Genomic DNA, 12,453 nt, shown 5'->3' with positions numbered 1-12,453 from the left:
GGTCAGAAGCCCTTCAGGTCGGGGTCGAGGGTCTGGCCTTCGTCGAGCTGCACTCCGAAGGTGTTCAGCATCATCGAGACCTGGGTGTACTGGCCGGCCGTGAACACCACGTCCATCCGCTGCTTGTCGCTGAAATGCTTGCCGAGCTCGGCCCAGGTCGGCTCGGTGATGAACTGGTCGGCATGCAGCTCGTCCGAGGCCCGGATCAAGGCCGCATCGGCCGCGCTCCAGCCGGCGTCGGCACCCTTTTTCAGGCGGCCGATCTCGTCCTCGGTCAGGCCTTCGCGGAGGCCGATGCGGACGTGCTGGGTCCATTCGTAGCCCGACTTGCAGAGGAAGCCGGTGCGCAGGATGACGATCTCGCGCTCGCGGGCCGGCAGGTCGTTGCGCCGGGACAGCACATAGCCGCCCCACTGGTTGAAGCGGACCAGCGCCTTGGGCGCGCGGGCCAGCGTGCGGAAGATATTGAGCACCGGACCAGGGCGCATCGGCTCCAGCGCCTCGGCCTGTTCGGGCGTCAGCTCGGCGTCGGTGAGCGGTTCGAACCGGGGCTTGGTCAGTCGCATCGGAGCGTCTCCTCCGCGTCTCGCGGGTGGTGTTGTCGGATACCTTAGCGACGGGCGCGTGACCATGCTAACCGAAGCCATGGCCAGGCGGATCACGCTGGATTTCCTGAAGACCGAAAGCGCGTCGGGCGCGATCCTGGCGGCCGCCGCCGTGGTCGCCATCACGCTGACGAACTCGCCCTGGGCCCACATCTATTTCGGCTTCATCGCCGAGCCTTTCACCGTCCAGCTGGGCGCCTTCACCGAGACCCTTTCGATCCTCGACTGGGTCAAGGAAGGGCTGATGGCGGTGTTCTTCTTCGTCGTCGGCCTGGAGATCAAATACGAGATCGTCCGCGGCGAGCTGGCCAATCCGCGCAGGCTCGCCCTGCCGGTGATCGCAGCCCTCGGCGGCATGGTCGGGCCGGCCCTGATCTACCTGGCGATCAACATGGGTCCTGGCGGCGCGCCGCGCGGCTGGCCGGTGCCGGTCGCCACCGACATCGCCTTCGCCATCGCAGCCCTCGCGGTCGCCGGGCCGAAGCTGCCGCCGAACCTGCGGGTCTTCCTCCTGACGCTGGCCATCGTCGACGACCTGGGGGCGGTCGGCCTGATCGGCCTGCTCTTCACCGACCACTTCCGGGTGATGGAGCTGCTGGGCGCCCTCGTGGGCCTGGCGCTGATGGGCCTGCTCGGCCGCTGGCGGCGCGCGCCCTACCTGCTCTACGCCTTAGGGTTCGTGGTCGTCTGGGGCTTCACCCTGAAGTCGGGGATCTCGACCTCGCTGGCGGGCGTGGCGGCCGCCGCCATGATCCCGCTCGAGGCCCGCAAGCCCGGTCGGCCCGGCGTGCTGGAGGACTTCATGGAGGGCCTGCATCCTTACGTCGCCTTCCTCATCCTGCCGCTCTTCGCCTTCTGCGCCGCCGGCTTCACGATCCGCGGCCTCGGGGTCTCCGACCTCTTTGGGCCGGTGGCGCTCGGGGTCGCCGCGGGCCTCTTCATCGGCAAGCAGCTCGGCGTCTTCGGCGCCGCGGCCCTGGTCATCGGCCTGAAGCTCGCACGCCGGCCGACAGGCGCGAAGTGGATCGAGCTCTATGGCCTGTCGCTGCTCTGCGGGATCGGCTTCACCATGAGCCTGTTCATCGGCCAGCTCGCCTTCCCGCTCACCGATGCGGCCGCCGAGGCGCAGGTGCGGATCGGCGTGGTCGCAGGCTCGCTCCTGTCGACGCTGGCCGGCATGGCGGTGCTCGCCTGGTCCCAGGCCCGCCGCGCGCGCGACGACGACTAGGCCGGCAACGAAAAAGGGCCGCCCTCGCAGGCGGCCCCTGATCGCTTGAGCTGCGGAGGACCTACTCGGCGGCCTGCTTGGGCGCGTAGCCGAGAACGGCCTTGGTCTCCAGGAACTCGTGGAAGGCGTAGTCGCCCCACTCGCGCCCGTTGCCGCTCATCTTGTAGCCGCCGAAGGGGGCGGTCAGGTCGCCGCCGCCGCCGTTGATCGACACCTGGCCGGCGCGCAGCCGCGAGGCGACCTTGCGGGCCTTCTCCAGGTCGCCGGCCTGGACGTAGGCGGCCAGGCCGTACTCGGTGTCGTTGCCGATATCGATGGCCTGATCCAGCGTCTCGTAGCCGAGGATCGACAGCACCGGCCCGAAGATCTCCTCGCGGGCGATGGTCATGTCGTTGGTCACGTTGGCGAAGACCGTGGGCTTCACATAGTAGCCCTTGTCGAGGCCTTCCGGCCGGCCGACCCCGCCGATGACCAGGGTCGCGCCCTCGTCGATGCCCTTCTGGATCAGCTTCTGGATCTTGTCGAACTGGGTCTTGTTGACCACCGGACCGAGCTGGCTGTTGCCGTTCGGGTCGCCGACGGTGACCTGGGAGGCCGCCTCGCGGGCCACGGTGATCGCCTCGTCCATCCGCTTGGACGGGACCAGCATGCGGCTCGGGGCGTTACAGGACTGGCCGGAGTTGGGCATCATCGCCGCCACGCCGCGGCCGACGCCCTTGGCGAACGCGTCGTCGTCGAGGACGATGTTCGGGCTCTTGCCGCCCAGCTCCTGGGCCACGCGCTTGACCGTAGGCGCGGCCGCCTTGGCGACCTCGATGCCGGCGCGGGTGGAACCGGTGAAGGACACCATGTCCACGTCCGGATGGCTGGCCATCGCCGCGCCGACCGTCGGGCCGTCGCCGTTGACCAGGTTGAACACCCCGGCCGGCACGCCCGCGGCATGCATGATCTCGGCGAAGATATAGCCGCTGAACGGCGCCACTTCCGACGGCTTCAGCACCATCGTGCAGCCCGTGGCGATGGCCGGGGCCACCTTGCAGACGATCTGGTTGAGCGGCCAGTTCCAGGGGGTGATGAAGGCGCAGACGCCGATCGGCTCCTTGACGATCATCGTCGGGCCGCGGTCGTCCTCGAACTTGAAGGTCTTCAGGATCTCGGCGGCGGTGGCCAGGTGGCCCATGCCGATCGGCACCTGGGCGCGCTGGGCGAGCGAGGACGGGGCGCCCATTTCCTCGGTGACGGCCGTCGCCAGGTCGCCGAAGCGCTTCTGGTACTCGGCGAGAATCCGGCCCAGCACCTCCAGGCGCTCCTCGCGGCTGGTTTGCGACCAGGTGGCGAAGGCCTTGCGGGCGGCCTTCACGGCCTTGTCCACGTCGGTCGCGTTGCCGAGCGCGATCTGGCCGACGACCTGCTCGGTGGCCGGATTCTCGACGTCGAGGGTCTTGAGCTCGGTGGGCTCGACCCACTTTCCGTCGATGTAGAACTTGAGGTACTCGCGCATGACGTCCTCCCGGATCGTTCGTTTTAAGGGGTGGCCGGACGGGCGGGCCCGCCCGGCTTCAATCCCTATTCTAGTGATCGGCGGTAAGTGGGGAAGACAGATTCCCTAATGACGTCGCGTCACCGTTGGTGGATGAGCGGCTCGCCGGCCACGGACGAGCGGCCCTTCAGCACATAGTCCGCCCGGATCGAGCCGATGTAGAGGTCCTTCAGGTCGGCCCCGCCCCAGGTGACGTTGGTCGGGTGGTTGACGATCTCGCCGGACGGATCGTGGATCACGGTCACCATCTCCAGCGAGGGCAGGATCGCCACGATCTTGTTGGCGGCCGGCAGGCAGACCCAGACATTGCCCTCGGCGTCCATGCCGACGCCGTCGGTGTAGCCCAGGTCGTTGTGGTCGGGCGCGGGCTCGCCGGCCTGCTGCAGGAGCCCCAGCACCGGCCCGTAGCGTTCGCCCCTGCCCAAGCGTCCGCCCGGCAGGATCGGGAAGGCCATGACATCGGCGCCGCTGGTCTGGGCGCAGTAGAGGGTCTTCTCGTCGGCGGAGAGCGCCATGCCGTTCGGGAACTTCAGCCCCTCGGCCACGATCGACGACGAGCCGTCGGGCCTGAGCACGAAGATGAAGCCGTCGGTGCGGCCATCCAGCGCCTGGGGCCAGGTCTCCGCATGGGTGGAGTTGGCGCACCAGATGTTCCCGGCCGCGTCCATCACCGGATAGTTGGACGAGGTCAGCCGCATGCCGCCCACCTCGGCCAGCAGGGTCTCGTGCTTTCCGGTCGCCGGATCGAACCGCTGCAGCGGCCCTTCCTCCTGGTCATAGAGGCCGAAGTTGGCGATCAGGATGCGGCCCTGCCGGTCCATGTTGAGGCCGTTGGGCGCACCCCCCTTGGGCCCCAGCCGCTTGAACGACCCGTCGGGGAAGATCTCGGCCACCGCGCACTGGTGGTCGGAGGCGAAGACCCGGCCGTCCGGGCCCACCACCACATCCTCCGGCCGGTCTATGCCGACGGCGATCTTGCTCAGCGCCTCGGACGCGATGGGTGCGAGCGGCATGGCGGTTTCCCCCTTTATCGTTGCGCGAACCTTGAACGCGCCGGGCGGGGTTCGACAAGTGCGCTTGCGGCTGCGGCGGCGCCTCGATAAAGCGCAGGGCGACCAGCCACTCGGAGTCACCCATGGCCCTTATCGCCATCGCCGTCGTCGTCATCCTGTTCGGCTTGCTGAACCTGGTTGAATTCGGCCGGCTCGACTGAGTTTGAACAGGACGCGCTCCTCTCGGAAGCGCGCTCATGGCTGAGCGCGGCGCGGCCCTGGTGACCGGCGGCGCCCGGCGGATCGGCCGCGCGCTCGTGGTCTGCGCCGCCGAGGCGGGCTACGACGTCGCCATCCATGTCCGCGCGGTCGACGACGAGGCCGAGGCCGCCGCGGCGGAAGTCCGCGCCCGGGGCCGCAAGGCCGCCATCCTGGCCTGCGACCTGCGCAAGGAATCCACCACCGTGGCCCTGGTGGGCGAGGCCGAGGCGGAGCTCGGGCCCGTCACCCTGTTGGTCAATTGCGCCAGTGTCTTCGAGGAGGACGCCTTCACCGACATGAACCGCGCCTCCTGGGACGCGCACATGGAGACCAATCTGCGCAGTCCCCTGGTGCTGGCCCAGGTCTTCGCCCGCCGGCTGCCGGCCGACCGCGAGGGGCTGATCGTCAACCTCATCGACCAGCGGGTCCTGAAGCCCTCGCCCGAGTTCTTCTCCTATTCCCTGAGCAAGGCCGCGCTCTGGGACGCCACCCGGCTGCTGGCCCAGGCGCTGGCGCCGCGCATCCGGGTGAACGGCATCAGCCCCGGCCCCACCCTGCCCTCGGCCCACCAGGACCAGGCGGCCTTCGAGGCCGAGGCGCGCGCCACCCTGATCGGCCGTCCGGTCAGCACGGCGGAGATCGCCCAGGCCCTGCGCTACCTGATCGACGCGCCCTCGGTGACCGGCCAGACGATCGCGGTCGACGCCGGCCAGCACCTGGCCTGGATATCCTGATGGCGGCAGCCGTGCGCACGGTGATGACCAAGGTCTTCGTCACGGGCCTGAAGGTCCAGGCCGAGATCGGCGTCTACAAGCACGAGATCGGCCGGGTGCAGCCGCTGGTGGTCGACGTGGAGCTGGACGTGCCGACGGCCGGCGCCGACCGGCTGGCCGAGACCCTCAACTACGAGACCATCCTGAGCGCCGCCCGCGAGATCGCCGCCCAGGGGCACATCGAACTGGTCGAGACCTTCGCCGAGCGGCTGGCCCACGCGTGCCTCGCCGACCCGCGCGTGACCAAGGCCCGGGTGCGGGTGGAAAAGCCCCTGGCGCTGGCCCCGGACGCGGTCGGCGCCGGCGTCGAGATCACCCTCCTACGCGGCTGACTTTGCAATCGAGCCCTGGCGCTCCCACCTAAATGGGGCAACCATCCTGGCGGGGAGGCTCGAAAGCCATGACCGACCATCTGGACTACGGGGTGACGGAAGACCGGACCATGCCGGCCGTCGCCTATGCGCTCTACCTGCTGGGCTTCGCGACCGCGGGGCTGACCTCCGTCGTCGGCGTCATCATCGCCTATTCGAGCCAGGCCACGGCCGGCCCGCAGACCCGCAGCCACTACACCTTCCTGATCCGCACCTTCTGGATCGGCCTCGTCTGGTGCGTCATCGCCGGCATGGTGCTGGGGATCGGCATCCCCTTGAGCTTCATCCTGATCGGTATTCCGTTGCTGATCCTGGCCAAGGTGATGTTCGCCCTGGGGGCGGTCTGGTACGGCCTGCGCTGCGTCGTCGGCGTGATCTACCTGGCGCAGGGCGAGCCCTATCCGCGGCCCTACGCCAACCTCGTCTAGGAGCTCCCGCCATGGCCGCCGGGAAGCGTCTGGTCCCGAAGGTCCTCGTCCAGCTCGCAGCCCTGATGCTGTTCTTCGGCCTCCTGCTTTTCGGCGCCGCGGGGACCTGGCGATGGCCGTCGGGCTGGGCGTTCCTGGCGCTCTTCACGACCCTCAGCCTCGCCGTCACGCTGTGGCTCGCCTGGGCCGATCCCGCCTTGCTCGAGGAGCGGATGAAACCGCCGATCCAGGCCGGCCAGAAGCCTTGGGACCGGGCGTTCCTGGGCGTCCTTTGCGTGGTCTACGTCGGCTGGCTGCTGCTGATGGGCCTGGACGCGCGGCGCATGGCCTGGTCGCACGTGCCCCTGGCCGTCCAGGTGCTCGGCGCTGCCATGATCGTCGTCAGCTACGCCGGCATCGCCTGGGTGTTTGGCGCCAACAGCTTCGCAGCCCCGGTGATCAAGGTGCAGGCCGAGCGCAGGCAGACGGTGATCTCGACCGGCCCCTACGCCTTCGTGCGCCACCCGATGTACGCCTTCGCGCTCTGGCAGTTCGTCGGCATGCCGCTGATGCTCGGCTCCTTGTGGAGCCTGGCGCTCGTGCCGCCGATGATCGCCGCCATCGCCTGGCGCACGCTCGGCGAGGAGAAGATGCTGCGCGAGGAGCTCGCCGGCTACCAGGACTACGCTAGGCGGGTCCGCTGGCGCTACGCCCCGGGGATCTGGTGACGCCTCGGCGGCCGGCCGGCGCCGGACTTCCGGTCCGCCGTCGCACGTCGTAGCTTCGCCGCATGGCCTCGCCCCAGCTCATCGCTCTCCACCAGCGCGCGAACGCCGGCGACCCCGAGGCCGTGGCCTTCACCGCGGTGGTGGCCGCGCTGGGCGTCGGCGAGCGGCCGAGCTGGTCGCGGGCGCTGGACCGGCTCAAGCGCGCCGCCAAGCTCGGCTCGGCGTCCGCCGAGGGCCAGCTCGCCGTGCTGGAGGCCAGCGGCTTCATCGGACCGCCCAGGCCGATCAAGGAACATCGCCTGCTGGCCGATCCGCGGATTACCAGCCTGCCCGGCTTCCTGCCCGCGCCGGCCTGCGAGTGGCTGGTCGGCCGCGCCGCCGGCCACACGCGCCTGGCCGAGACCTACGATCCCAAGACCGGCGAGCGGCACGTCGATCCGGAGCGCAACAACAGCGCCATCGGCTTCGCCTTCCCGGCCTTCGACCTGGTGATCGTGGCGATCCGGGCGCGCATCGCGACGGCGATCGGCGCGCCGGTGCAGCGGCTGGAGCCGGCCCAAGTGCTGCACTACGCCCCCGGCCAGCAGTTCGGCCGCCATCACGACTTCCTCGACCCGGACCTGCCCGGTCTCGCCGCGGAGGTGGCTTCGCGCGGACAGCGGGTGGCGACCTTCCTGATCTACCTGAACAGCGGCTTCGAAGGCGGCGAGACGGATTTTCCGCTGGTCGGGGTCACCTACAAGGGCGAGCCGGGCGACGGCCTGACCTTCGCCAACGTCGATCGGGCGGGCGGGCCGGACCGCCGGACCCTGCACGCCGGACTGCCGCCGCGCTCCGGCGAGAAATGGCTGTTTTCCCAGTGGATCCGCAACCGCACGGCCATCTGACGCCCTGCTGAGGACGTCACGGGCCGCCGAGGCGGCCCGGACCCCTGTCGTCAGGCGCTGACCAGCTGGCGGCGCACCATCTTGGCGTAGTCGTCCATCAGGCTGAGCGAGATGTTGCCCGGCCGGAAGGTGTATTCGCCGATCTCGGCCACCGGCGTGACCTCCGCGGCGCTGCCGGTCACGAAGCACTCGGAGAAGCCGGAAAGTTCCTCGGGCCGGATGTGCCGCTCGATCACCTCGAAGCCCTTGGCCTGGGCGAGCTTGATCACCGACTGGCGGGTGATCCCGTTCAGGAAGCAGTCCGGCGTCGGGGTGTGGATCACCCCGTCCTGCACAAAGAACACGTTGGAGCCGGTCGATTCCGCCAGATAGCCCCGGTAATCGAGCATCATGGCGTCGGTGAACCCGGCCTTCTCGGCGGCATGTTTGGAGATGGTGCAGATCATGTAGAGGCCGGTGGCCTTGGCGTGCACCGGCTCGGTTTCCGGTGACGGGCGCTTGTACTTGGCCCAGCACATGCGGATGCCCTTGGCCTTCTCTTCCGGCTTGAAATAGCTCGGCCAATCCCAGCAGGCGATGGCCACATGGATCTTGGTGTTCTGGGCCGAGACCCCGATCATCTCCGAGCCGCGCCAGGCGATCGGGCGGATGTAGGCGTCGGTCAGGCCGTTCTTGGCGCAGGTTTCCTTGCAGGCCTGGTCGATCTGGGCCACCGTGAACGGGATCTGGAAGTCGAGGATCTCGGCGGACTGGAACAGACGCTCGGTATGCGCCGTCAGCTCGTAGATTTCGCCCCCGTACATCCGCTCACCCTCGAACACGGCCGAGGCGTAGTGCAGGCCGTGCGTCAGTACGTGCACCGTCGCCTCGCGCCAGGGCACGAACTGGCCGTCCAGCCAGATCCATCCATCGCGGTCGTCGAAGGGAACGAGAGACATGAGAGGGTGACCTCCTTTCGCAAGGCTCCTCTAGAACCCCTCGAAGGCGGCCCCGTCAAACAAAATGGCGGCTGGCGATGAGTGGGGCGGCGCGCGCGCGGCACCTGTTGATCGTCGACGACGACGACCGAATCCGCGAGCTTTTGAAGGAATATCTCGCCCGTGCGGGCTTCCGGGTGACCGCCGCGGCGGGCGGCGCCCCGGCCCGCAAGCTGATCGGCACGCTCGACTTCGACCTGGCGGTGTTCGACGTGATGATGCCGGGCGAGGATGGATTTTCCCTGACCCGGTGGCTGCGCGAACAGCGCGCGCCCGCCGGCCGGACGCCGGTCCTGATGCTGACCGCCATGGGCGAGCCCGGCGACCGGATCGAGGGCCTGAAGCTGGGCGCCGACGACTACCTGGCCAAGCCCTTCGAGCCGGAAGAGCTGCTCCTGCGCATCGAGGCGATCCTGCGGCGCGCCCAGGACCGGCCGGCGCAGGGCGGGCCCCTGTCGCTCGGCCGCTGCCAGTTCGACCCGGACCGCGGCGAACTCTCGCAGGACGGCGAGCCGGTGAAGCTGACCGAGGCCGAGGTCGCCCTGCTCCGCGAGCTGGCGCGCACGCCGCACGAGGCGGTGGAGCGGCTGGAGCTGGCCCGCGACACCGTCGACCCCTCCGGCCGGGCGGTGGATGTGCAGGTCACGCGGCTTCGGCGTAAGATCGAGGCCGACCCCAAGGCGCCGCGCTATCTGCAGACCGTGCGCGGCGTCGGCTACCGATTGGCTCCGGACTAGATGGCGAGAAGCGCACGCGTGATCGGCCGCTGGATCAAGCGGCAGATGCCGAAGACGCTGTTCGGCCGCTCCCTGCTGATCATCGTCCTGCCGGTCGCGATCATGCAGATCGCGGTCACCTACGTCTTCTTCGACGCCCACTGGCAGACGGTGACCAGCCGGCTTTCCGAGGGCCTGGCCGGCGACATCGCCTGGGCGGTGGAGAGCTACCGCGACGACCCGAGCCCCGCGGCCTTCGCCAAGCTCTCCAAGCGCGCCGAGGACTCCATGAGCCTCTCGATCGCCCTGCAGCCGGGCCGCAAGCTGCCGGCCAGCCGGCGCGAGGAGCCAGTGCTGGTCCAGCCGTTCCTGGCCCCCATCGACCAGTCGCTGCGCCGCGCGCTGTCGGAACGGCTCGACCAGCCCTTCTGGTTCGACACCACCCGCTACCCAGCCTACGTCGACATCCGCGTGGCGGTGCCGGGCGGGGTGATGCGGGTGCTGGCGCCCCGCGACCGGGCCTTCGCCACCCAGGGGCACATCTTCGTCCTCTGGATGACCGTGGCGACGATCCTTTTGACCTCGATCGCCATCCTCTTCATCAGGAACCAGGTCCGCGCCATCGAGCGGCTGGCCAACGCCGCGGAAGCCTTCGGGCGCGGCGGCGACGTGCCGGCCTTCAAGCCGCACGGGGCCAAGGAGGTGCGCCGCGCGGCCACCGCCTTCCTCGACATGCGCGCCCGCATCCAGCGCCACATCGACCAGCGCACGACCCTGCTGGCCTCGGTCAGCCACGACCTTCGCACCCCGCTCACCCGCCTGAAGCTGGCGCTGGCGCTGGCCGAACCCTCGAAGCGCAACGGCGCCATGAAGCGCGACCTCGCCGAGATGGAGCACATGATCGACGAGTACCTGGCCTTCGCCCGCGGCGAGGGCGGCGAGGCCGTCGAGACCGTGCGGCTGCGCGACCTCCTGGAAGAGGTCAGCGAGGGCGCGGTCCGCGCCGGCGCCCAGGTCAAGGTGGCCGCCGATCCGGAGCTGATGGCCCAGGTGCGGCCCAATGCGCTGAAGCGGGCGCTCTCCAACCTGGTCATGAACGCCGCGGTGCATGGCGAGCACGTCGAGGTGGCGGCCGATGTCCGCGCCCAGGGCGGCGTCGAGATCGTCGTCGACGATGACGGGCCGGGCATTCCGGAGGAGCGCTACGAGGAGGCGTTCAAGGCCTTCGGACGGCTGGACGAGGCGCGCAACCAGAACACCAAGGGGGTCGGCCTGGGCCTGGCCATCGCCCGCGATGTCGCCCGCGGCCACGGCGGCGACATCACCCTGTCCCGCTCGCCCCTGGGCGGCCTTAGGGCCGTGGTCCGGCTGCCCGGCTGACCAACCGCCGGCCCGCCGCCTGGGCGCATGACAGCGAATTCATCTTTCCGTCCGCATCCGCCGATCCCGGTGGCGGCCACTATAGAATGTCGGACCAGGGAAGATCGTCATGCATCAGGCGGAAAAACCACGCGGCGCGCTGGGCCTAGTGATGGGCTGGCTGCTGGAGAGCGGCAATGCGGCGCAGAACCGCGCGACGGTGGATGCGCTCGATCCGCCACCCGGCGCGGCGGTGCTGGAGATCGGATTCGGCCCCGGCCATGCGCTGGAGATGCTCGCGAAGAGCCGGCCGCTGGGCCTGGTGGCCGGCGTCGACCACTCCGAGCTGATGGTGGCGCGCGCCCGGCGCCGGCTGAACGGCGGCCGCGGCGACGCGGCCCTGGACCTTCGGGTCGGCGAGGCGAGCGACCTGCCGTTTCCGGACGAGCGGTTCGACGTGGCCTTCGCGGTCAACTCCTTCCACCAGTGGCCGGACAAGGAATGCGCGCTCGCCGAGATGGCCGGGGTGCTGAAGCCGGGCGGCGACCTGATGCTGTCGATCCGCGACTTCCGCACCGAGGGCCGTTTCGAGCCGCCGGGCGAGGGCGCCGAGACCGCCAGGACGGCGTCGGACATGCTGAAGGAGCTCGGCCTGCAGGTCCGCATGCGCGAGGTGGTGCACTCGGCCAAGCGGGCCACCTTCCTGGTCCGCGGGCGCAAGTGCGGGCGCGCCGAGGCAGGATAACGGCGTTCATCCGCGGTTCAGCGCGCACGGCCACGGGACCTGGCGGCGGCCGGCCGACGTCCGCTGACGCCGGCCGGCGCTTTCCCGCCCTAGCGGGTGGCGACCTCGATCGCCTGGGCGTCGTAGCGGGCGCTGACCACCGGCGCGCCGAGCCTCGCCACGGCGTGGGCGATGCTGGCCTTGCGGCAGGTCGCGAAGGCCTGTGTCGCGCGCCGCGAACGGCCGTCCGGCTCACCGCCGCAGACGCGGTCGGCGGCCACCGAGATGCGGCGAAGCAGGACCTCGGCGCCCGGGGCCTGGCGGATGTCGAGATCGGCGTAGCGCACGGTCTGTGAGCTGGGGCCGCCGGTCCGCGCGTCGAACGACTGGGCCTGGGCCGCGCCGGACACGAGCAGCGTGCCGGCCAGCGAGGCGGTCGCCAGGAGATGGAAAGCCTTGAACATTTGAGTTCTCCAAAGAGTAAGCGCCCCGAGGACACAGTGTCCTCCGGGTGTCGCAGTTGGGGGCGCCGGCCGAGGCGCGGCGCTGTTCGGTCTTGTGGTTTCGAAAAGGGGGTGGGCCGCCGCGGGGCGCCTGGGGGAGGAGACGCGGCGGCCCGCAAGGCCTAGCGCGTGGCGCGCATGGCCTTGACGTCAGAGGCGGTCAGCGTCTTGCCGCCGATGCCCCATTCGCCGCTGGCGACTTCCTGGACACGAACCCAGGTGACGCCGCGCATCACTTCGCCTTCGATGGCCACCATGGTGTCGGTGACCTTCTCGATCATCTGGCGCTTCTCGTTCTCGTCGAACACGCCTTTGATCAGTTGAATATCCACGAGGGGCATTGCCCGTTCTCCTGACTGGCTTAGCGGAACAATTCCCGCGT

At 69.7% G+C, this 12,453-nt stretch carries 15 protein-coding genes; 9 read left to right on the top strand and 6 right to left on the bottom strand.

All coding sequences use genetic code 11. From position 1 onward, the window contains the following. Positions 1–2 precede the first annotated feature (2 nt). Positions 3–566 carry a carboxymuconolactone decarboxylase family protein gene (locus ACESMY_RS05895; RefSeq protein WP_372783162.1) on the bottom strand — a complete coding sequence of 188 codons (564 nt, stop codon included), beginning with the start codon at positions 564–566 and terminating at the stop codon, positions 3–5. Between the two features lie 64 nt (positions 567–630). Here ACESMY_RS05895 and nhaA point away from each other — a divergent pair, with 64 nt between their 5' ends. Next, the gene (gene nhaA / locus ACESMY_RS05890; protein ID WP_372783401.1) at positions 631–1,833 is read left to right on the top strand and encodes a Na+/H+ antiporter NhaA; all 1,203 of its coding nucleotides are present in this window, start codon (positions 631–633) and stop codon (positions 1,831–1,833) included. 61 nt (positions 1,834–1,894) lie between these two features. Here the strand turns inward: nhaA and ACESMY_RS05885 are convergent, their stop codons facing one another. Then, complete coding sequence (locus ACESMY_RS05885) at positions 1,895–3,334, bottom strand: aldehyde dehydrogenase family protein (RefSeq protein ID WP_372783160.1); 1,440 nt, start codon at positions 3,332–3,334, stop codon at positions 1,895–1,897. Between the two features lie 119 nt (positions 3,335–3,453). Continuing rightward, positions 3,454–4,386, bottom strand: a complete 933-nt coding sequence (locus tag ACESMY_RS05880; RefSeq protein ID WP_372783158.1) for an SMP-30/gluconolactonase/LRE family protein — start codon at positions 4,384–4,386, stop codon at positions 3,454–3,456. A 236-nt stretch (positions 4,387–4,622) separates the two neighbouring features. Between ACESMY_RS05880 and ACESMY_RS05875 the strand changes: the two genes are divergently transcribed. The 5 genes from ACESMY_RS05875 (at position 4,623) to ACESMY_RS05855 (ending at position 7,792) form a co-directional block, all read left to right on the top strand. After that, positions 4,623–5,360, top strand: a complete 738-nt coding sequence (locus ACESMY_RS05875) for an SDR family oxidoreductase (RefSeq protein ID WP_372783156.1) — start codon at positions 4,623–4,625, stop codon at positions 5,358–5,360. Then, a complete protein-coding gene (gene folB / locus ACESMY_RS05870) occupies positions 5,360–5,731 on the top strand; it encodes a dihydroneopterin aldolase (RefSeq protein WP_372783154.1) in 372 nt (123 codons plus the stop codon). The genes ACESMY_RS05875 and folB overlap by 1 nt, the downstream gene beginning before the upstream one ends. Positions 5,732–5,799: 68 nt before the next feature. After that, positions 5,800–6,198: a DUF4870 family protein gene (locus tag ACESMY_RS05865; RefSeq protein WP_372783152.1), complete on the top strand. Its 399-nt coding sequence runs from the start codon at positions 5,800–5,802 to the stop codon at positions 6,196–6,198. A gap of 11 nt (positions 6,199–6,209) precedes the next feature. After that, complete coding sequence (locus ACESMY_RS05860) at positions 6,210–6,905, top strand: isoprenylcysteine carboxylmethyltransferase family protein (protein ID WP_372783150.1); 696 nt, start codon at positions 6,210–6,212, stop codon at positions 6,903–6,905. 62 nt (positions 6,906–6,967) lie between these two features. After that, the gene (locus ACESMY_RS05855; protein WP_372783148.1) at positions 6,968–7,792 is read left to right on the top strand and encodes a prolyl hydroxylase family protein; all 825 of its coding nucleotides are present in this window, start codon (positions 6,968–6,970) and stop codon (positions 7,790–7,792) included. 50 nt (positions 7,793–7,842) lie between these two features. On the opposite strand, the gene ACESMY_RS05850 is transcribed toward ACESMY_RS05855, so the two are convergent. Further along, positions 7,843–8,730, bottom strand: a complete 888-nt coding sequence (locus ACESMY_RS05850; RefSeq protein WP_372783146.1) for a branched-chain amino acid aminotransferase — start codon at positions 8,728–8,730, stop codon at positions 7,843–7,845. 77 nt (positions 8,731–8,807) lie between these two features. Here ACESMY_RS05850 and ACESMY_RS05845 point away from each other — a divergent pair, with 77 nt between their 5' ends. The 3 genes from ACESMY_RS05845 to ACESMY_RS05835 all read left to right on the top strand — a co-directional run bounded on the left by ACESMY_RS05845 (position 8,808) and on the right by ACESMY_RS05835 (position 11,589). Beyond that, on the top strand, positions 8,808–9,506 hold the full coding sequence (locus ACESMY_RS05845) for a response regulator (protein ID WP_372783144.1): 699 nt from the start codon (positions 8,808–8,810) through the stop codon (positions 9,504–9,506). Then, positions 9,507–10,865 (top strand): ATP-binding protein, encoded by a 1,359-nt coding sequence (locus ACESMY_RS05840; protein ID WP_372783142.1) that lies wholly within the window; start codon positions 9,507–9,509, stop codon positions 10,863–10,865. Between the two features lie 109 nt (positions 10,866–10,974). Continuing rightward, positions 10,975–11,589 (top strand): class I SAM-dependent methyltransferase, encoded by a 615-nt coding sequence (locus ACESMY_RS05835; RefSeq protein WP_372783140.1) that lies wholly within the window; start codon positions 10,975–10,977, stop codon positions 11,587–11,589. 89 nt (positions 11,590–11,678) lie between these two features. Here the strand turns inward: ACESMY_RS05835 and ACESMY_RS05830 are convergent, their stop codons facing one another. Together ACESMY_RS05830 and ACESMY_RS05825 are read right to left on the bottom strand one after the other, a co-directional pair. Further along, positions 11,679–12,032, bottom strand: coding sequence for a UrcA family protein (locus ACESMY_RS05830; RefSeq protein ID WP_372783138.1), 354 nt, complete (start codon positions 12,030–12,032; stop codon positions 11,679–11,681). A gap of 161 nt (positions 12,033–12,193) precedes the next feature. Next, positions 12,194–12,412 carry a 4-oxalocrotonate tautomerase family protein gene (locus tag ACESMY_RS05825; protein ID WP_372783136.1) on the bottom strand — a complete coding sequence of 73 codons (219 nt, stop codon included), beginning with the start codon at positions 12,410–12,412 and terminating at the stop codon, positions 12,194–12,196. Positions 12,413–12,453: the final 41 nt, after the last annotated feature.

Origin of the sequence: Phenylobacterium sp., from assembly GCF_041691455.1 — a bacterium.
Classification (GTDB): Bacteria; Pseudomonadota; Alphaproteobacteria; order Caulobacterales; family Caulobacteraceae; genus Phenylobacterium.
This window is presented reverse-complemented; position numbering and strand designations above follow the sequence as displayed.